This is a genomic window from uncultured Desulfovibrio sp., from assembly GCF_949282365.1.
Taxonomy (GTDB): domain Bacteria; phylum Desulfobacterota; class Desulfovibrionia; order Desulfovibrionales; family Desulfovibrionaceae; genus Desulfovibrio.
Window position 1 is genome coordinate 1 of the sequence record NZ_CASDOY010000034.1, and the last position, 20,891, is coordinate 20,891.

Here is a 20,891-nt window from a genome sequence, read left to right on the forward strand (position 1 = left end):
ATCAGGAGCGGCCTTTCCTCTCTCTTTTCGGTCCATGTGCGCTGTCACTGCCCGTCAGTCAGCGACGGGGACGGGTGACGTCACCTGGATAACATTTTTTCGGGGTTGGGGGCGTGGGGGAAGGGGCAGTTTTTACAAAAAACGCCCCTGCCCCCACAAAAAAATATCCCGCCCTACTCGCCAAGAGGCACGGCCGTGCCGCACAGGCCATGCCGCGCCGGGCGCAGATGGCCGTTGACGAAGGCAGCGGCCTCCATGTCCTTGCGGCCCTGGGGGCGTACCACCAGCAGGCGGTACCAGCGATCGGCGCAGGCCACGCAGAGGCCCTTTTTGTCCGTGCGCAGGCTGCCGGGCGCGACCCCACTGCAGGGCTCGTCGATCCTGCCGGGCTGGAGCAGCAGGGGCAGCGGCTCCTCCTGCCCGTCGAAGCGGGCCAGCAGACGCGCACCGGGCCAGGGCGTCACGCCGCGGATGCGGGCGTGGACCTCCACGGCCGGACGGCTCCAGTCGATATGGCCGTCCTCCTTGGTCAGCTTGGCGGCATAGGTGACGCGGCTCTCGTCCTGATCTTCGGCGTGGGCACTGCCGTCGGCGAGCTGGTCCAGCACCGTGAGCAGCAGCTCGCCGCCGGCCTCGGCCAGGGCGTCGTGCAAACTGCCCGCCGTATGTTCGCCGATGGGCAGCTCGCACCGGGCATAGACCGGCCCGGCGTCGAGGGCGGGCACGATGCGCATGATGGACACGCCCGTCACGGCCCCGGGCTGCCAGTTCTCCATGACGGCGCGCTGGATGGGCGCGGCGCCGCGATAACGGGGCAACAGGGAGGTATGCACGTTGAGGGTGTCCAGCGTGGGGATGTCCAGCACGGCCTGCGGCAAAATGAGGCCGTAGGCGGCCACCACCAGCAGGTCGGGCTCAAGGGCCGCCAGCCCGTCCACCGCGCCTTCCTGACGGAAGTTCAGGGGCTGGCACACGGGCAGGCCCAGCTCCAGGGCCAGCTTTTTCACCGGCGAGGGCGTGAGCTTGTGGCCCCGGCCGGCAGGCCGGTCGGGCTGGGTATAGACGGCCACCACCTGGCCGCCGGGCCACCGGACCAGCCGCCGCAGCACGGCGGCGGCCAAGTCCGGGGTCCCCATGAAGACTATCCTTTGCGCTTGAGCCATTTCTTCACCCGGGTATCGTACAGGGAACGGCGCAGGCGCCCGATGCGGTCGATGAAGAGCGTGCCGTCCAGATGGTCGGCCTCGTGCTGGATGACGATGGCGGCAAAGCCTTCCAGGTCTTCCTCCACGATCTTGCCGTCCAGATCCATGTAACGCAGGTGCACGCGCTCGGCACGCTGCACGTCGGCCCGGTAGTTGAGGGGCACGGAGAGGCAGCCTTCCTGGCGGCTGACCACGGTCTCCTCGCTCAGGGCCAGTTCGGGATTGATGACGACCCGGGGCTGCTTCTCCTCATCCTGCGCGGCGGGGTCCATGACCAGCATGCGGATATTGCGACCCACCTGGGGCGCGGCCAGGCCCACGCCGGGGGCCTGGTACATGGTTTCCAGCATGTCGGCGGCCAGCTGGCGGATCTCGTCGGTGATCTCCGTCACGGGCACGCATGTTTCCTTCAGGCTGGCAGCGGGATAGGTCACAATATCCAGGATCATGGCATCCTCCCGCTAGGCCTGGGCGTTCTCGGCGGGCTTGGCGGCTTCCTTGTCGGTCTCGCGCAGGCGCAGGCCCAGTTCACGCAGCTGGCGCGCGGACACCGTGGAGGGCGCCTCGGTCATCAGGCAGGTGGCCTTCTGGGTCTTGGGGAAGGCGATGACGTCGCGGATGCTGGAAGCACCGGAAAGCAGCATCACCAGACGGTCCAGACCGAAGGCCAGACCGCCGTGCGGCGGCGCGCCGTGTTCCAGGGCCTGCATGAGGAAACCGAACTGGGCCTCGGCCTGTTCGGGGGTGAAGCCCAGGGCCTTGAACATGTGGCGCTGCACTTCGGCGGAGTGGATGCGGATGGAACCGCCGCCCACTTCGTTGCCGTTGAGCACCATGTCATAGGCACGGGCCAGGGCGCGGGCCGGGTCGCTGTTCATGAGCTCCAGATGGCCGGGCGCGGGCGAGGTGAAGGGATGGTGGCAGGCCACATAGCGTTTTTCTTCCTCGCTGTATTCGAACAGCGGGAAGTCCGTCACCCAGAGGAAGTTGAAGGTATTTTCGGGGATCAGGCCCAGCTGGTTGCCCAGATGCACGCGCAGGTTGCCCAAGGCGGCATTGACCATGGCGGGCTCGCCGGCCTGGAAGAAGACGATGTCGCCCACCTTGAGGTCCAGGGCCTCACGGATGCCGGCGCGTTCTTCTTCGGACAGGAACTTGGCGATGGGCGACTGCCATTCGTTCTCCTTGATCTTGATCCAGGCCAGGCCCATGGCGCCGTAGATCTTGACGAACTCGGTGTAGGCGTCGATCTCCTTGCGGGTCATGGTCTCGCCGCCGGGCACCTTCATGGCCTTGACCAGCCTGGCCTGGGCGAAGAGCTTGAAGCCGGAGCCGCGCACGATGTCGGTGATGTCCACCAGTTCCAGACCGAAGCGGGTATCGGGCTTGTCCACCCCGTAGCGGCGCATGGCTTCCTCGTACTTCATGCGCGGGAAGGGACGGGGGATGTCCATGCCCATGACGTCATGGAAGACGCGGGCCATGAGGCCCTCGGCCATGGTCATGACCTTTTCCTCGTCCACGAAGCTCATCTCGATATCCACCTGGGTGAATTCGGGCTGGCGGTCGGCGCGCAGGTCCTCGTCGCGGAAGCAGCGCACGATCTGGAAATAACGGTCGAAGCCGCCCACCATGAGCAGCTGCTTGAACAGCTGGGGCGACTGCGGCAGGGCGTAGAACTGGCCGGGATTGAGACGGCTGGGCACCAGGAAGTCACGCGCGCCTTCGGGCGTGGACTTGGTGAGTACCGGCGTTTCCACTTCGATGAAGCCGTCCTCGTCCAGCTGGCGGCGCACGGCCTGGGCCACCTTGTGGCGCAGGCGCAGGTTGGCCTGCATGCGCGGACGGCGCAGGTCCAGATAGCGCCAGGCCAGGCGCAGGTTCTCGCCGGCGTCGCAGCGTTCCTCGATGGCGAAGGGCGGCGTCTTGGAAGTGTTGAGCAGCTTCCATTCATGCACCACCACTTCGATGGCGCCGGTGACCAGATTGGGATTGGTCATGCCCTCGGGGCGGGGACGCACCACGCCTTTGATGGCCAGCACATATTCGGAACGCAGGATGTGCGCGTTCTCGTGCGCGGCAGGAGCGATGTCGGGGCTGAAGACCACCTGGGTCAGGCCCTCGCGGTCGCGCAGGTCCACAAAGATGAGGCCGCCGTGGTCGCGGCGGTACTGTACCCAGCCCATGAGGCAGACCGTCTGTCCGTCATTGTCCAGGGTCAGCTGGCCGCAGGTATGGCTGCGGGTCCAGTCGCCGAGGTCTTCGATGAACTTCTGGTGCTCCTGCTGCACGTCCAGGCTTTGCGTTTGTTCAGTCATTAGTTTTTCCCATTGTCAGAATTGCCAGCAAGAAAATCCACCGCGGCATCCAGGGGCAGGGTCTGCTGCTCACCGCTGTCCATGTCCTTGACCACCACGGCGCCGACGGCCGCCTCGTCAGGACCCATGATGCAGCAGAAACGGGCGTTGGACTTGCCCGCCTGACGCATCAGGCCCTTGAAGCCGGCGTCGCTGAAATTCATCTCGCCCCTGAGGCCCAGGCCGCGCAGACGCTGCACCAGGCCGAAGCTCAGGTCGCGGCTCTGCGCGTCCATGGCCACGGCGTAGAAGTCCGGGCGGGGGGCCTCCTCCTCGCCCAGCATGAGGGCCAGGCGCTCCATGCCGCAGGCAAAGCCCACGCCGGGCACGTCGGGACCGCCCACGCTCCTGACCAGGCCGTCATAACGGCCGCCGCCGGCCACCGCGGCCTGCGCGCCGATGCTTCCGCTTACCACCTCGAAGGTGGTGCGGCAATAGTAGTCCAGGCCGCGCACCAGACGGTGGTCGATCTCGTAGTTGACCCCGGCGGCGTCCAGCAGGCGCAGCACGGTCTCGAAGTGCGCCTTGCACTCGGGGCAGTTGTAGTCCAGCAGGCGGGGGGCCTGATCCGTGACGCAGCGGCATTCCTCCTGCTTGCAGTCCAGCACGCGCAGGGGGTTGGTCTCCATGCGGCGGGCACAGTCCTCGCAGAGCCGGTCACAGCAGTCCTGCTGGTGCAGATAGTCCACCAGGGCCTGCTTGAACAGCGGGCGGCAGTGGGCGCAGCCCAGGGAGTTGAGCTTGAGCGTCAGGTCCTTGAGGCCCAGCGCCGTGAGGAAGCGCGTGAGCATGATGATCAGATCCGCGTCGGCATAGGGGCTGTGGGAGCCCAGGCATTCGCAGTTGATCTGGTGGAACTGGCGCATGCGGCCCTTCTGGGGACGCTCGTAACGGAACATGGGCCCGGTGGTGAACAGGCGGCTCACGGACTCCCGGCTGTAGCGGGCATCCTCCACATAGGCGCGCATGACCCCGGCCGTGGCTTCGGGGCGCATGGTCATCATGCGGCCCTTGCGGTCCGGGAAGGTGAACATCTCCTTCTGCACCACGTCGGTCTCTTCACCGATGGAGCGCTTGAAGAGGTCGGTGTACTCCAGCACGGGCGTGCGCAGCTCCACGAAGCCGTAACGGCCGAAGATCTCGCGCGCGGTATTCTCCATGCGGGTGAACAGATCGCTCTGCGGCGGGTACATGTCCGCAAAGCCCTTGATGCGATTAGCGATAACAGCCATGAAAAAACCTCGGACTAGCGGGCGCGGCAGGCGCCGCATTCCAGACGCAGTTTGCCCGCCTCATGGCAGGGCACGGGATAGTTGCCGTCGAAGCAGGCCAGGCAGTAGCTGTCGGACTGCAGGACGGAGCGCAGCAGGCCGTCGATGCTCAGATAATGCAGGGAATCCACGTCCAGCATCCTGGTGATCTCGGGCAGGCTGTACTTGGCCGCGATGAGCTCCCCGCGCGAGGCGAAGTCGATGCCGTAGAAGCAGGGGTACTTCACCGGCGGGCAGCTGATGCGGATGTGCACTTCCCGGGCGCCCAGCTCGCGCAGCTTCTTGACGCGGGTGATCATGGTGGTGCCGCGCACGATGGAGTCGTCCACGATGCAGATCTTCTTGCCCTCGATCATGGAGCGCACGGGATTGATCTTCACGCGCACGCCGAAGTTGCGCATGCTCTGGGTGGGCTGGATGAAGGTGCGGCCCACATAGTGGTTGCGGATCATGGCGTGTTCGTAGGGCAGTTCCGCGCACTGGGCGAAACCCACGGCCGAATAGACGCCGGAGTCCGGGAACGGCATGATGAAGTCCACGTCGGGGGTGGATTCGTGGGCCAGCTGCCAGCCCATCTGCTTGCGGCACTGGTAGACCTGCTCGCCGAAGACGAAGGAGTCGGGGCGGGCGAAATAGACCAGCTCGAAGATGCACTGGCGGGGACGTTCCGGCAGGGGGCCGCGCAGCTGTTCGCTGTGTTCGCCCCTGTCGTCCATGACCAGCATCTCGCCGGGCTGGATGGGCCGTTCGTAATCGGCTTCCAGCAGGTCGAAGGCGCAGGTCTCGGAGGCCAGCACCGGCGCGCCGCCCAGACGGCCCAGGGCCAGGGGATGGAAGCCGTGGGGATCGCGCACGGCCACCATGGTGCCGCCGGCATAGACCAGCAGGCAGTACGCGCCGCGCACCCGGGTACAGGCCTCGCGGATGGCGTCCACCAGGTCATGCTGGCGCAGGGCACGCACGATGAGGTGCATGAAGACTTCGGTATCGTTGCTGGTGCTGAAGATGGCGCCGTCGTTTTCCAGCTCCTCGCGCAGCTCCACGGTGTTCACCAGATTGCCGTTGTGGGCGATGGCGATGTCCATGCCCTTGTAGTGGGCCACGAAGGGCTGGGCATTGCGGGCCGCGGAACGGCCGGTGGTGGAGTAGCGCACATGGCCCAGGGCGATGTTGCCCGGCAGGGCCTGCAGGTCGGCCTCGGCAAAGACGTCGGGCACCAAGCCCATGCCTTTGTGCTCGTGCAGCAGGCCTTCCTCGTCGATGGTGACGATGCCCGCGCTCTCCTGTCCGCGATGCTGCTGGGCGTACAGACCGAAGTAGGTCAGTCGCGCGGCTTCCTCATGACCGTAGATACCCAAAAGACCACACTCGTGGCGAATCATAGCGTTCCCTCACTGCCAGCGCAAAAAGTGTCCTTGTCTCCTCCGCCCTTGCGGCGGGACCGTCGTCCCTCCCCCGCTCCCGGCCCTGTCTTTGCCGGAAAGACAGGCGCGACCAGCGCACGGCGGTACAAAGGGCGTGTCATATAACGGCGGGCCGCGCATTGCAAGTCCGCGCCCGCGCCGTTTTTTCCATGCCGCCCGCCTCTCCCCGGGGCGGGCCTTCGGGGCAGCTCCCGCCGTCACCAGGGCCCGGAGCGGCCGCAAAGGGAGCGACGGCCCGTGCCGCCGCTCTCCCGTATCGTATCCTGTCCTAGTCCTGACCGTCCCCGTCGCCGTCCTGACCGGGGTCCCTGGCGGGCGCCGGGGCCGCGGACGGCGCGGCGGGCGCGTCGTCATCGTCTTCCAGATCGTCCATGCGGCTGCCGGTCTGGCCGCCTTCGTCCACACGGTCGAAGCCCACCACATGCGCGCCTTCGTCCAGACGCACCAGCATGACGCCCATGGTGGCCCGGCCCTTGCTGCGCACGTCTTCCACGCCGATGCGCACCACCTTGTTGGCCGAGGTCAGCATGATCAGGCCGTCGTTGTCGCGCACGGGCATGGCGCCCACCACGGCACCGGTCTTGGACGTGACCTTGAAGTTGATGATGCCCTTGCCGCCGCGCGACTGCAGGCGGTAGAGGTCCACGCGGGTACGCTTGCCGAAGCCGTTGGCCGAAATGGACATGATCTCCGTGGTCTGGTCGTTCTCCTTGAGGATCACGCCGGCCACCACCACGTCCTGGCGGCGCAGGGCGATGCCCTTGACGCCCGTGGCCACGCGGCCCATGGGCCGCACGTCCTTGCAGGCGAAGCGGATGGAATAGCCGTCGGCCGTGGCCAGCACGATGTGGCTGTCCTCGCGGATGGGCCGCACCACCACCAGCTCGTCGTCCTCGCGCAGGCCCACGGCCATGAGGCCGCTCTTGCGGCAACGGGCGTAGAGCGAGGCCGAGGAACGCTTGACCATGCCCCGTCTGGTCACGAAGAGGAAGTACTTGTCCTCGGCGAACTCGCGCACGGCCAGCACCGTGGTGACCCACTCCCCTTCTTCCAGGGGCAGCAGGTTGTTGATGTGCACGCCCTTGGCCGTGCGGCTGCCTTCGGGCACCTGGTGCACCTTGAGCTGGTGCATGCGGCCCCTGTTGGTGAACAGACAGAGGTACTGGTGGTTGGTGGTGGTCAAAAATTCCTGCACATAGTCGTCATCGGAGGTGTGCAGGGCCGCGATGCCCTTGCCGCCGCGCTTCTGCTGCTGGTAGTTCTCCAGGCTGGTGCGCTTCATGTAGCCGCGGCGCGACAGGGTGATGACCACTTCCTCGTCGGGGATGAGGTCCTCGATGTCGATGCCGCCCAGGGCGTCGGTGAGCACCTCGGTGCGGCGCGGCGTGGCGAAGGTCTCGCGGATCTCGCGGATCTCGCGCTTGAGCTCGGAGCGCAGCACTTCGGGATTTTCCAGCACGGACTTGAAGAATTCGATCTTTTCCAGCAGCTCGCGGTATTCGGCCAGCAGTTCCTCGCGCTGCAGGCCGGTGAGGCGCTGCAGGCGCATGTCCAGGATGGCGCGGGCCTGCACCTCGGTGAGCTCGAAACGCTGCATGAGCCCGGCGCGGGCCTCGTCGGGGCTGGCCGAGGCGCGGATCAGGGCCACCACCTCGTCGATATGGTCGATGGCGATGCGCAGGCCCTCCAGGATGTGGGCGCGGGCCTCGGCCTTCTGCAGGTCGTAGCGGGTGCGGCGGATGACCACCTCGCGGCGATGGTCCACGAAGCAGGACAGGGCCGTCTTGAGGTTGAGCAGCACGGGCCGGTTGTCCACCACGGCCAGCATGTTGATGCCGAAGCTGGTCTCCAGCGGCGTGTACTTGTACAGGCTGTTGATGACGATGTCCGGGATGGTGCCGCGCTTCAGGTCGATGACCACGCGGATGCCCTTGCGGTCGGATTCGTCGCGCAGGTCGGAGATGCCGTCGATCTTGTGCTCGTTGACCAGACCGGCGATCTTCTCCACCAGCGAGGACTTGTTGAGGCCGAAGGGAATCTCGCGGATGACGATGGCCTGCAGGCCCTTCTTGCGTTCCTCCACTTCCAGGCGGCCGCGCACCTTCACCGTGCCGCGACCGGTGTGGTAGGCGTCGGACAGGCCCTTGCCCGCGTAGACGAAGCCGCGCGTGGGGAAGTCCGGCCCCTTGACCACCTCCATGAGGTCGTCGACGGAACACTGGGGATCGTCCAGCAGCATCTGCAGGGCGTCGCAGAGCTCGCCCAGGTTGTGGGGCGGGATGTTGGTGGCCATGCCCACGGCGATGCCCGACGAGCCATTGAGCAGCAGGTTGGGCACCTTGGTGGGCAGCACCGAGGGCTCCTGCAGGGTATTGTCGTAGTTGGGCCGGAAGTCCACGGTCTCCTTGTCGATGTCGGCCAAAAACTCGCTGGCCAGACGCGACATGCGCACTTCCGTGTAACGCATGGCAGCCGCGGCGTCGCCGTCGATGGAGCCGAAGTTGCCCTGCCCGTCCACCAGCGGGTCGCGCATGGAGAAGTCCTGGGCCAGGCGCACCAGGGCGTCATAGACGGCGCTGTCGCCGTGGGGGTGGTACTTACCGATGACGTCACCGACGATGCGCGCCGACTTCTTGTGCGGCCGGTTGTAACTGTTGGCCAGCTCGTACTGGGCGTACATGATGCGCCGGTGCACGGGCTTGAGGCCGTCGCGCGCGTCGGGGATGGCGCGCCCGATGATGACCGAAAGGGAATACTCCAGATAGGATTTGCGGAGTTCCTTCTCAATGCTGACTTGCGGCTGCTGTACGCCGCTGTTCTGTTCAGACACGTTTGCCTCGCAGGTAAAAAAGCGTAGCGGGAGCGGCTCCCGTCGTCGTTTGCGTTATGGTCGCGCGTCCATCATGCGCGCTGCCTGCCGTTTCGCGCGTCGCCGTGCCCCCCGGGGCCTGGCGGGCGTCCGCGCCAAACGGCCGTCAGGCGGCCATCCAGTAGCGGCCCCAGCTCCAGACCAGGAGCAGCATGCTCCCCTCGCTGAGGCAGATGCGGATCACGGCGGGCAGGAGACGGCGCAGGTCCCCCGCGCAGCGGGAGCGGACCAGGGAAAAGACGAAGATGTTGCTGAACGCCACGGCCATGCTCAGGGGATAGGCCATGGCGGCCGCCCGGGGCAGGCCCTCCAGGGCCACGTTGAGCCAGAAGCACATGGCCGCGCAGACGAGCCAGCCCGCCACCGCGATGACCGCGCCGGCGAAGCCGGCCCGCTTTTCCTTTGCCGTTTCCCGCATGCTCCTCTCCTAGATGTCCAGATCCTGCACGCTCAGGGCGTTGCGTTCGATGAATTCGCGCCGGGGCTCCACACGGTCGCCCATGAGTTCCTCGAAGGCGTCCGAGGCCTCGTTGGCATCCTCCACCGAGACCTGCAGCAGGACGCGGTTGTCGGGGTTCATGGTGGTGACCCAGAGCTGTTCGGGGTTCATTTCGCCAAGGCCCTTGTAGCGCTGGATGTTGATGCCCTTGCGGGCTTCGTCCAGGGTCATCTGCATCAGGTCGAAGACGTCCCCGGCCTGGCTGCTGCTGTCCTTGCGGCGCAGACTGAAGCGCAGCTCGCCGCACTGGCGGCGCAGATCGCTGAACAGCTGCCAGGTCTGGCGGTAGAGCCGGGAGGAGAAGAACTCCATGCCGCGCCGGGTATGGTGGCTGCCCGTGCTCTCGAAGATGGCGAACACGCGCCCTTCGTCCTCGTCCTCGCTGTGTTCGCGCTCCAGGCTGAGGCCGTATTCGTGCTTTTCCAGCCAGGCCAGGAAGTCGCCGTCGCGGGCCTCCAGCAGCTCGCGGTCCACGGCGCGGGGATAGGTGGTCAGGGCCAGGAACAGGGGACGGGGCATGCCCGTGCTTTCGGCGTCGGCCACGCGCAGCTCGATCTTCTCGATGGTCTCCATGAGGCGGATCAGCTCGGCGCCCGCGTATTCATGCCCGTTGGCGGCCACCACGGTCACGTCCTCGCTCACCCGGTCGAGCAAAAACTCGTTGAGCTCCGCGTCGTCCTTGATGAACTTTTCCATGCGCGCGTTGTGCACGCGGTACAAAGGCGGCTGGGCGATGTAGACGTAGCCCTTTTCCACCATCTCCTGGTACTGCCGGAAGAAGAAGGTCAGCAGCAGGGTGCGGATGTGGGCGCCGTCCACGTCGGCGTCGGTCATGATGATGATCTTGTGGTAGCGCAGCTTGTCGAGGTCGGTGTCCTCCTCGCCGATGCCCGCGCCCATGGCCGTGATGAGGGCCTTGACTTCCTTGTTGGCCAGCATCTTGTCGAAGCGGGTGCGCTCGGTGTTCAGGATCTTGCCGCGCAGGGGCAGGATGGCCTGGTTGCGCGGGTTGCGGCCCTGCTTGGCCGAACCGCCTGCCGAGTCCCCTTCCACGATGAAGAGTTCCGATTCCGCGGGGTCCTTGCTCTGGCAGTCGGCCAGCTTGCCAGGCAGGGAATTGTCCGAGAGCGCGCCCTTGCGGCGCACCAGTTCCTTGGCGCGGCGGGCGGCGTCGCGGGCGCGGGCGGCGTCCACGGCCTTGTCGATGATGAGCCGGATGTCCTTGGGGTTTTCCTCGAAATAGACGTTGAGCCTGTCATAGACCATGCCGGCCACCATGCCGGCCACTTCGCTGTTGCCGAGCTTGGTCTTGGTCTGGCCCTCGAACTGGGGCTGGGGCAGCTTGACGCTGATGACGGCCGTGAGGCCCTCGCGCACGTCGTCGCCGGACAGGGCCGTGCCCTTGAGCTTCTTGGTCAGGTCCGGCTGGTTCTTCACATAGCCGTTGATGGCGCGGGTCAGCGCCGTGCGGAAGCCCACCAGGTGCGTGCCGCCTTCCTTGGTGTGGATGTTGTTGGCGAAGGTGAGGATGGTCTCCTTGTAGCCGGCATTGTACTGCAGGGCGAACTCGATGCTCACGTTGTCCACCATGCCCTCGCCCGTGATGATGGGATGGATGCCCTGCTGCCCGGAATTGAGGTCGCTCACGAACTGGCGGATGCCGCCCTCGGCATGGAAGACGTGGGTCTCGCTGGTGCGCTCGTCGATGCACTCGATGTACAGGCCCCTGTTGAGGTAGGCCAGCTCCTCGAAGCGCTTCTTGAGCGTGTCGTAGGAGAATTCCAGCACCTCGAAGATCTGCTCGTCGGGCTGGAAACGCACCGTGGTGCCGTGGCCGTCGGCTTCGCCGATGACCGTGAGCTGGTCCTGCGGCACGCCGCGGGAATAGTGCTGGCGGTAGCGCTTGCCGTCGCGGCGCACCGTGACCGTCAGCCATTCGGAGAGGGCGTTGACGCAGGACACGCCCACGCCGTGCAGGCCGCCGGAGACCTTGTAGCTGGTATTGTCGAACTTGCCGCCGGCATGCAGCTTGGTCATGACCACCTGGACGGCGGGCACGCCTTCCTTGGGATGGATGTCCACGGGGATGCCGCGGCCGTCGTCGCGCACGGTGACGCTGTTGTCGGCGTGCAGGATGACGGTGATGCGTGTGCAGAAGCCGGCCATGGCCTCGTCGATGGAGTTGTCCACCACTTCGTACACCAGATGGTGCAGGCCGCGCACGTCGGTGGAACCGATGTACATGGCCGGGCGCTTGCGCACCGCGGACAGTCCCTCGAGAATGGTAATGGATGAGGCGTCGTAACTGGAGGCCATGTCAGGAGCCATTAAACATCTTCCTCGCTATAATAGGTGGATTCGGAGATCTTCATGGGCATGATAATGACCGTGTATTCGTTGTCTTCGGGACCGCGGATGCCGCAGGGGCCCTCCGCGCCGGTCAGGATCATGTCCACGGTGGGCGAGCTGAAATGCCCCAGCACGTCCATGAGGTTGCGGGTGGGGAAGGCGATGCGGCTGATGTCGCCCACATAGGTCACTTCCAGGCTTTCGTTGGCCGAACCGGTGTCCTGTCCCTGGGCCGAGAGGCGGACCTCGTGCTCGGCCAGATCCAGATAGGCGCAGCGGTCGCTGTCGGTATTGAAGATCTGGATGCGGCCCAGGGCCTCCATGGCTTCCTTGCGGTCCACGGAAAGCAGGCTCACGCCGTCGCCTTCCAGACGGTTCATGAAGACCGTGTAATCGGGGTAATCATGCCCTGCGCGCGGCACGGACAGGCTCTCGGCGCCGTCCAGGGTGCGCAGGTAGAGGCGCTTGTCGGTGATGTTGAGCTCGATCTCGTCCACGCCCAGCCACTTCTTCATGTCCTGGAGGTACTTCTTCTGGATCAGCACGCCTTCTTCGGGCAGGCGGGCGGCCAGCTCGTCATGGGTGAAGGAGACCAGGGCGAACTGGTGGCCGTTGAGGCCGCAGACGTCGATGCGGCCGTTGCCGCAGGGCTTCATGTACAGGCAGGTGATGGCGTCGGTGGCGTCGTCGTCGCTGATGCAGAAGACCACGCGGTCCAGCACGTCCTGCAGGAAGTCGCCGGACCAGGTCACCGCGTTCTCGGCCGGGAATTCGGAAAAGTTCTGGAACCACTCCGCCCCGTTCACCGGCAGTTTGTAGGTGCGGCGGCCCTGTTCCAGCAGGAGGTTGCCGGTGCTCTCGTCCAGGGTGAGCTGGAGCACGCCCGCAGGCAGCTGGCGCACCAGATCCACGAAGGCCCGGCCCTGCACGCCGATGAGCCCGGGCTGGCTGACCTCGGCGGGATAGCGGCCGGTGAATTCGATATTGGCGTCCGTGGCCATGATGGACAGACCGCCTTCCTCGGCGCGGAGCCAGATGGAACGCAGGTAGGCGGCGCCCGCCTTGGCGGGGATGATGGCCGCCGCTTTCTGCAGGCCTTCGATGATCTGTTCTTTATTAACAGAAAGTTTCATAAGCAGATCCTTAGTAATAATTGATGCCTGTGCGTTTGTGCGCAACATCTGCAACAAGCTGTTTTTCCACAAAAAAATTCGGGTACCTCAAGGCACAGCCCGTCTACCGGCGGAACACGCCGCCTTCATCCGGTCCCAAGGGCCGTTCCTGATGTGCGCATTTTTCCAGCCGGGCCACCAGGTCTTGCACATCTTTGTCACTTTCCAGCATTTTTCCAATCTTTTTCACAGCATGGATCACCGTGCTGTGGTCGCGTCCGCCAAAGGCCCGGCCCAGTTCGGGGTAGGAAAGGCCCAGATGGCGGCGGCAGACATACATGGCGGCCTGCCGGGCCATGACCAGACGGGCGCGGCGGCCCGTGCCCGTGATGTCCGCGGGGGCGGCGTCGCAGCAGCGCGCGGCCTCGGCCAGGATCTGCCGGTGTCCGGCATGGCGGCCCTGGACGGGCTCCGTACGGGCCAGGCGTTCCAGATCGTCCAGACTGGGACGGGGCGCGCCTGCCGCGCAGGCCGCCGTGCAGGCCTCCTTGACCCGCAGCAGCAGGGAGCGCAGGCCGTGGAAATGGGCCGCCCGCCGCGCCATGAGGCGCAGATGCCCGTGGGGCAGGTCCAGGGCGTTCTCCCGGCAGCATTGCTGCAGATAGCGCAGCCTGGCTTCCAGATCCGGCGGGGTCAGCTCGGCGGAGGGCAGCTGCCGCACGCGGGATGCGGGCAGCGCCTCCCAAGCGTCCAGGGTACCCAGGGCGTCTGGGGCATCCGGGGCGTCGGGGCCGCCTTCCAGCACCAGGATCATGGGGGCCGTCCCGGGCCGCCGCTCCAGCAGGGCCGCCAGCAGACGCTGGCAGCGGGGCTGGCCGGTCAGGGTCTGGATATCGTCCAGAAAAAGGGCGTCGGCCTGCTGCCAGAACAGGGAGGCCGTCTGCTCCGTGAAGGGGCAGTGACGGAAAAACAGGGCCGCCGGGGCCAGGATCACCCGCAGGCCCGCGCGGACCAGGGCCTGGGCCGTGGAGCGCAGCAGGCGGCTCTTGCCGGTGCCCTCCTCGCCGTAGAGCAAAAAGGCGCTGCGCCCCGGTTCCCGCAGGGCCACGGCCCGGGCCATGGCCAGGGGGAAGGCGTTGCGGGCGCCGCCCGGCAGCAGGGGCGGCGTCCCCTCCTGCCCGCCGGCAGCGAAAAACAGGGCCTCCGGGATGCGCGGGGGCGCGGGCTCGTCAGGCTGCGGCACGGCCTGTCCGGCCAGGACGTATTCCAGCCGGGGCGCCGCGCCCTCCTGCCGGATTTCCTGCCAGACCTCCTGCATGGCCGCGGCAAAGGCCGGCCGGTGCGGCGCGAACCAGCGCGCGAAATACCGGTGGGGAAAGATGACCCGCAGCACATTGTCCGACGGGAGCAGCTCCAGCCCGAGGCCGTCCAGCCAGGGCAGGGAGGGGGCCGTCTCCCCCGGGCCGCCGGACATGCCGCCGCCCAGACGGCGGCGCAGGCGGCAACGAAGATCCTGGAGAGAGATATAGGCTTTTGTCATGAACGGCCCCTTGCGATCCGGGAGCCTTTTCCGGCTGTCGCAAACATGTATCCATAGCATAAAACTGTCTGTGAAACAAGTGTGCGACCCCCTTGCCGCGTGCCGGATGCGTCCAGAGGGCTGTCATTTGCCCGGTAAGGCTTTTTGGCCTCCGCTGTGTGGGGGGATACGGCGCAACAGACAAAAAGCCCCCAGCAGCCTGTATTTCAGGACTGCCGGGGGGGTGACGCACGGGCTGTCACTTGTGACACTTTTGTGCGTATCTTTTATAATATATTGTAATTATTATTTTTTCTGTGTGAAAGTCTCGGGCAGGAGCCAGGCGGACAGGGCGCTGGCCGCGGCCAGCAGGGGCAGGGGCGCGAAGGCCCAGGCCCAGGGATGGGCCAGCCCTGCCTGCTGGGCCCAGGAGAGCAGGCCGCCGGAGACGAGCTGGAGGATGGCCCCGCCCACGAAGACCGAGGCGGCCAGGATGCCGCTCAGGCTGCCCACCAGGCGGTTGCCGAAGCGTTCACGGCCCGAGGCGTAGGCCACCGGGCAGGGGCCGTTGACCGCGATGCCCAGGACCAGGGAGACGGCGAACAGCAGCGGCACGGCCAGGACGTCGCTGCCCAGGCTGAGGGCCGCGCCGGAGACGCAGGCCAGCAGGCTGGCCAGGGCCATGGCCTTGCGCCGGGAGCGGAGTTTCTTTTCGCTGATCCAGGTCAGCAGCGGCGTACCGGCGATGAAGCCCACGGCGCCCATGGCCAGGATATTGCCGATGAGGCTGGGCGAAAGGCCGAAGGTGCCGCCCATGTAGACCGCGCCCCAGAGGCCGTGGAAGACGAAGTATTGCGAGGGCAGGAAGAGATACCAGAGGACCATCTTCCAGAAATCGCCCTGCCGGGCCATGGCGGCCACATCGCGCAGCACGTCGGCCAGGCGCAGGCTGTTGCCGGCCCCGGCCAGATGGGGCGGCCAGTCCCGGACCACGGCATGAATGATGACCGTCAGGGAGCAGGTCAGGACGGAGAGCGCGCCGAAGACCGGACGCCAGCCCAGCCAGTGGTTGGCCAGGGAAAGGGGCGTGGTGGCCAGAAGCCCGCCCATGCCGCCGGCGATGAAGAACAGGGTGCACAGGCGCGAGAAGGTCTCGGGCGCGAACCAGCGGCTGAAAAGGGTGAAGGATGCGGACATGACGCCCGCCATGCCCAGGCCGTTGAGCAGGCGGCCCGCCACGGCCAGGGGCAGGCTCTGCGCCGTGGCGAAAAGGACGCCGCCCAGGGCCGCCACCAGAAACTGGCAGCTCAGCAGACGGCGCGGGCCGAAGCGGGTGGACAGGATGCCGGAAAAGAACTGGGTCAGGGCGTAGGCATAGAGGTAGACGGAGCCCAGCAGGCCCATATCGCCGGAGGAAAGCCCCAGATCATGCATCACGTCGGGGGTGACCACCGTGATGGCCACGTTCTGGATGAAGACCACCAGATAGGCGGAGGAAAGGACGAAGAACAACCATTTTTTATAGGAAAATGTCAGGGACACGGAACACTCCACAAGAACGTCAGGGCCTGCCGCAGCAGGAGCTTTTTTGTTGCGTGAGCAACATCTATACGGCCACCTGGAGAAAATCAAGAAAATATGTTCAAAAGAGTTTGTTAGTTTTCAATATATTACATGATATACGCACATGATGACACAAGGAACAGCCCAAGCGGGCCCCTGTTTCCCGGGAAACATCCCCTTCCGGCCGGGACAGGCCCGCGCCTTGCTGGACAACTGACGGGCGGGCAGGATATATGCCATACTGTTTGGAGTGCATGCATGAAAAAAACAGGACTTGCCGTCTTTCTTTTCCTGGTGGTCGTCCTCGGCCTGCTGGCGGACCGGCTGGGCATAGCCCATCTGCCGGACATGACGGGGGCTGAGGCCCCGGCCGTCACGGCCGGCCAGGCCTCCGGTCCCGCTTCGGTGCCGTCTTCGGCCCCGACGACCGGGACGGACGCTCCCGCCCCGGCAGTGCCCGCCCCGGAAGTGCCCTCCGAAAGTGACGGATCCCCGGCCGTTCCCGGCACGGGCGGGGAGGATGGGACCTCTCCCGCGGCAGCCGCTCCCGACGGCGGGGAAGGCCCGGCCGCCGATGCCGGGGAAGGCGGCGCCGGCGAGGCGGCCCTGCCCGCGGTGGCCCTGCCCGAAGGGGCCGAGATCATCAACGGCGAGGCCGTGGTCCGCGGCACGGTGGAAAAGGGCGATACCGTCAGCAAGATCATCGAGGGCAATACGGCCTCCGGTTCCCATCCCTATGTCAGCGCCGCCCGCCAGGTCTTTTCCATGCGTTCCTTCCGCACGGGCCAGCCCTATACCATCGTGGTGGACCCCGCGTCCGGCCAGCTCAAGCGTTTTGAATACGAGATCGACGCCAGCCGGCGCCTGGTGGTGGAAGGCTCCGAGGAGCCCGTGGCCCGGGTGGAGCCCATCGAATATGTGATCACCCTGGCCCAGGTGGAAGCCACCATCGACGACAACCTGTTCCAGGCCGTGGCCGACATCGGCGAAAGCCCGCAGCTGGCCCTGACCCTGGGCAATCTTTTCGGGTCGGAGATCAACTTCATCCGCGACCTGCAGCCGGGCGACAGCTTCAGGGTGCTGGTGGAAAAGCGCTACCGCGACGGCGACTACAAGGGCTACGGCCGCGTGCTGGCCGCCCATTTCACCAACAAGGGCACCACCTACGAGGCCTATTTGTTCCGCGACGGGCACAACCGGCCGCAGCACTACAACGCCAGGGGCGAGAACCTGCGCAAGACCCTGCTGCAGGCGCCCCTGGCCTTCACCCGTGTGACCTCCCGCTTTTCCCACAACCGCAAGCATCCCATCCTGGGCTACAGCCGCCCGCATCTGGGCGTTGACTACGGCGCGCCCACCGGCACGCCGGTCAAGGCCGTGGGCGACGGCGTGGTCACCCGGCGCAGCTGGGCCGGGGGCTACGGCAACCAGGTCATCATCAAGCATGCGGCCGGGCTGGAATCCATGTATTCCCATCTTTCCGGCTATGCCCGCGGCCTGCGCAACGGGCAGCGCGTGCGCCAGGGCCAGGTCATCGGCTTCGTGGGCAGCACGGGCCTTTCGTCCGGGCCGCATCTGGATTTCCGCCTGCGCCAGAACGGCAAGTTCGTCAATCCGGCCAAGGCCATCAACCCGCGCGGCGCGAGCGTGCGCAAGGCCTCCATGGACAGCTTCCTCAAGACCGTGGACAAGGAACGCGCCCTGCTGCTGGGCCATGCGCCCCTGCTGGACTATGACGCGGACAGCATCGTGCCCCGGGACGATGTGGAGGCCGGCGCCCCAAAGCGGCGCTGACGGTGTCGGCGCGGATTTTTGCGACGCTTCGATGCACGACGCCCCGTACCATGCACGGGGCGTCGTCGTTGATGCTGCTTTTTTGGGGAAGGTCCCCCCTTTGACCAGTGCCCGAAGGGGGCATCTTTCCCCAGCCCCTCCATATGCCCTTCATCCGTCACAGAGGGCGTCCATGCTCCTGCTGGAAGCAAAAGCCCTTGTGGAGGGGCTTGGGTACCGGGGCAAGGGGCCGTATCCGCAACTTTTGCGGCAGTCCTGGGGAGGCACCGGGGCCGCCCCACATCTTACTGCCCGTCCCCGGGAAGACTGAGGTCATAGGGGATGCCGGAGAAATAGCGCGTCAGCAGCTGATGGAGCTGCGGATAGAAGACGCTGCGGTTGTCTCCGGCGTCCAGCAGCTGGTCCAGGCGGTGCACGCCGGTGGAGACGCCCGGCCGGAGCCTGTCCGGCGGCGGCAGGGCGATCCAGCGGGTGCCCTGGAGCTTCCGGCTGCCGCCAAGGCCCTGCCGGTCCGTATTGATGAGCATGTGGATGCTGCCGTCGAAGCCCATGTAGACATCATGCGGGATGAAGGCACCGGACAGGCGGTCGGCGAGGAAGCGCAAAAGCCGGCTCTGGCCCCGGCTTTCCCGCACGGGACGCAGGGCTTCCAGAAAGGCGTCGATGGCCGCCTTCGCCTCGCCGTGCTTGCCCCTGGTCCAGCGGCCGCCTTCCAGCAGGCCGCGCAGGGTGGCGGCGGCATCGTCCCGGCCGGATTCCAGACAGACGGCCAGCTGTTCCGCCACGTCCTTTTCCTTGTGGACGGCATTGTCGAGCAGTCTGCCGCAGGCCAGGGCCGCTTCCCTGCCCTTTTCCAGCAGGCGCAGGCCGTCCCGCAGGGCAGCGCGCGCCACCACGCCGCCCTCCCCGTCCTCCAGGCCGCCGAGGATGCGCTCCACGCTCTGGCGTATCAGGTCCAGGCCCTGCAGAGCGCCTGCCTTGTCCAGCCCCCGGGCCTCGGGCTGGGCGCTGCGCACGCCGGGGTTTTCCGCCTGCATCAGGGCCAGGGCCAGATTGGCCATGAAACGGGCCACGGACGTGCGCAATTCCGTGACGGCCTGCTGCCGGCGTTGCGCATCGCGCGGGCTGTCGCCGCGCAGGCGCATGGCCAGCCTGCTGATCTGCAGGCCCTGGGAGACGAGGCTGTCCGCCTGCGGCAGCCGGGCGCGCTGCAACAGCGCCCCGGCGTGGCCCACCACCTGGTGCAGGGCCCGCGCCTGCTCGAGGGCGTCCAGCCTGCTCCCAGCCCGGCTGCTCTCCGCCAGCTGGAAGACGGGGCGCTCCGTGGCCGGTGCGAGATGGCGCTGCAACTCCGCCCGGCCTTCCTGGAAGCGCCGGCGCACGGCCTCCGGCATGCCGGGGGATGCCGCCCCCTGTCCAAGCACGGACAGGGCGTCCCTGACGGCCCAGGGATCCGTGGCGGGGGAGCGCAGGGCCTCGATGAGCACGTCGCAGGCCCGGCCCCATTCCTGCCGGTCCAGGGGCGCGGGCAGCTCCGCCCCGGCCAGCTCGTGCAGCAGCAGGCAGGTCCGGCAGCGGCTGTCCTGCTGTTCCAGTTCGCCCAGGCCTTCCGTCAGCCGGCCGTAGAGCCGGGAAAGATCCCGTATCTGCTGCCGCGCCTTCTGGATGCCCTGCCGGAACGGGTCCCCGTCGGGACGGGCCGTGTCCGCAGGGGCGCTGTCCCGGGCCGGGAGCCGTTCGCCGTGCTGCAGGGCAGCCAGCTCCGCCCGGACGAAGTCAGCGTCCATGCGGCGGAAGTCCCGCCCCTCCTGTCCCGCGCTCCCGGGCCCGTCCAGATGGCGCAGGGCCAGGTCGCAGACCTCGTCCACGGCGCAGCGGATGGCCCGGCCCATGCTTTCGTCCACCTGCTGCTGGACGCGGGCGAAACTGTCCGTATCGGCGGCCAGCCTGTGCTGCAGCACGTCGTCCACGGCTTCCAGGGCGGCCTGCAGGATGGTGCGGGCCTCGCCCGTGAAACGCTCCAGCGTGGCCTGGCGTTCCCGCAGGGCGTGCAGGGCCTCGTCCCTGAAGGCGGACTTGCCCAAGAAGAAATCCCGCAGGGCCGCAGGACTGAAACGGGAACGGTACGGCTGCGGGGCCGTTTGGGGCGTCGCGTCAGGGACGGCTGCGGCAGGAGACGCTCCAGGGCCGGTGGCCCGCGCCTCCACACGGGCGGCCATGTCGTCCGCACCGGTATGGAGGGCATCCCGGATCAGGGCCAGGTCGGCGGCCAGACCGGCCTGATCGGGACCGAGACCGGCGATGATCCCGTCCAGCAGGCCGCTTTCCCGCAGCTGCCGCAATTCCTGTGCCCGTTGCGGGTCTTCCGCCTGCAGGATGGCCATGTTGCGGCGCACGCGGGCCTGCAGGACCTCGCCGTGATCCGCTCCCCGGCTGGTCATGGGCAGTTCCGTTTGCCGCAGTCCGGCCAGCTCCCGCAGGGCGGCCGCCACAGCCTCCCGGCCTTGCGGGCCGTCCGTGCCCAAGAGTCCGGCATGGCGCAGATGGCCCAGTATCCTGCCCGTCTGTGCGCTGAAGTCTTCCAGGGCGCGCCGGAACTTGCCCTGGGCGCGCCAGCTTGCCGGGGTGAGGCTGTCCAGCAGTTTGGCGAACCAGCGGCCCACGCTCCCGGGAGGGCCCGGGATGCGGCCGGTCTGGCGCGCTCCCGGCTCCAGCGCCTCCATGCTGTGCCTGCCGAGGCGGCCGATGCCGCCCAGGGCGTCATAACCGAAATCCGTATCAAGGCTGATATAGCGTGCTTGCGGTGCCTGCACAGGTCCTGGCATGGCCTCCCCCCTGTTCGATGAAAGATGCGTGGTCTGCTGCGGCCGTGTCTGCTGCGCCGTGGCGGACAGGGGCCGCCCCGCAGGGCGCGCTCCGCTCCGGGCCG

General features: G+C 66.8%; 13 protein-coding genes. 1 reads left to right on the forward strand and 12 read right to left on the reverse strand.

Going from position 1 to position 20,891, the window contains the following annotated elements; genetic code table 11:
* Positions 1-173 precede the first annotated feature (173 nt).
* From fmt to Q1X76_RS07375, 11 genes are all read right to left on the reverse strand, one after another.
* On the reverse strand, positions 174-1,163 hold the full coding sequence (gene fmt / locus Q1X76_RS07325; protein ID WP_300718974.1) for a methionyl-tRNA formyltransferase: 990 nt from the start codon (positions 1,161-1,163) through the stop codon (positions 174-176).
* The gene (gene def, locus Q1X76_RS07330) at positions 1,142-1,654 is read right to left on the reverse strand and encodes a peptide deformylase (RefSeq protein WP_300718975.1); all 513 of its coding nucleotides are present in this window, start codon (positions 1,652-1,654) and stop codon (positions 1,142-1,144) included. The genes fmt and def overlap by 22 nt, the downstream gene beginning before the upstream one ends.
* Positions 1,655-1,666: 12 nt before the next feature.
* Positions 1,667-3,523, reverse strand: a complete 1,857-nt coding sequence (gene aspS, locus Q1X76_RS07335; RefSeq protein WP_300718977.1) for an aspartate--tRNA ligase — start codon at positions 3,521-3,523, stop codon at positions 1,667-1,669.
* Entirely contained in the window at positions 3,523-4,794 is a 1,272-nt protein-coding gene (gene hisS / locus Q1X76_RS07340) for a histidine--tRNA ligase (protein ID WP_300718978.1), read from the reverse strand. Before hisS ends, aspS begins: the two co-directional genes overlap by 1 nt.
* 14 nt (positions 4,795-4,808) lie before the next feature.
* A complete protein-coding gene (gene purF, locus Q1X76_RS07345; protein WP_300718979.1) occupies positions 4,809-6,215 on the reverse strand; it encodes an amidophosphoribosyltransferase in 1,407 nt (468 codons plus the stop codon).
* Between the two features lie 310 nt (positions 6,216-6,525).
* On the reverse strand, positions 6,526-9,087 hold the full coding sequence (gyrA, locus tag Q1X76_RS07350; protein WP_300718980.1) for a DNA gyrase subunit A: 2,562 nt from the start codon (positions 9,085-9,087) through the stop codon (positions 6,526-6,528).
* 145 nt (positions 9,088-9,232) lie between these two features.
* Positions 9,233-9,544, reverse strand: coding sequence for a hypothetical protein (locus tag Q1X76_RS07355; protein WP_300718981.1), 312 nt, complete (start codon positions 9,542-9,544; stop codon positions 9,233-9,235).
* A gap of 9 nt (positions 9,545-9,553) precedes the next feature.
* Positions 9,554-11,953 carry a DNA topoisomerase (ATP-hydrolyzing) subunit B gene (gene gyrB / locus Q1X76_RS07360; RefSeq protein WP_300718983.1) on the reverse strand — a complete coding sequence of 800 codons (2,400 nt, stop codon included), beginning with the start codon at positions 11,951-11,953 and terminating at the stop codon, positions 9,554-9,556.
* The gene (gene dnaN, locus Q1X76_RS07365; RefSeq protein WP_300718984.1) at positions 11,953-13,107 is read right to left on the reverse strand and encodes a DNA polymerase III subunit beta; all 1,155 of its coding nucleotides are present in this window, start codon (positions 13,105-13,107) and stop codon (positions 11,953-11,955) included. The genes gyrB and dnaN overlap by 1 nt, the downstream gene beginning before the upstream one ends.
* A 103-nt stretch (positions 13,108-13,210) precedes the next feature.
* Entirely contained in the window at positions 13,211-14,626 is a 1,416-nt protein-coding gene (locus tag Q1X76_RS07370; RefSeq protein ID WP_300718985.1) for a helix-turn-helix domain-containing protein, read from the reverse strand.
* 285 nt (positions 14,627-14,911) lie between these two features.
* On the reverse strand, positions 14,912-16,147 hold the full coding sequence (locus Q1X76_RS07375) for an MFS transporter (protein WP_300718986.1): 1,236 nt from the start codon (positions 16,145-16,147) through the stop codon (positions 14,912-14,914).
* Positions 16,148-16,426: 279 nt separating this feature from the next.
* On the opposite strand from Q1X76_RS07375, the gene Q1X76_RS07380 reads away from it, so the two are divergent.
* A complete protein-coding gene (locus tag Q1X76_RS07380; protein WP_300718987.1) occupies positions 16,427-17,962 on the forward strand; it encodes a M23 family metallopeptidase in 1,536 nt (511 codons plus the stop codon).
* Positions 17,963-18,246: 284 nt separating this feature from the next.
* On the opposite strand, the gene Q1X76_RS07385 is transcribed toward Q1X76_RS07380, so the two are convergent.
* Positions 18,247-20,787 (reverse strand): hypothetical protein, encoded by a 2,541-nt coding sequence (locus Q1X76_RS07385; RefSeq protein WP_300718988.1) that lies wholly within the window; start codon positions 20,785-20,787, stop codon positions 18,247-18,249.
* Between the last annotated feature and the right edge of the window lie 104 nt (positions 20,788-20,891).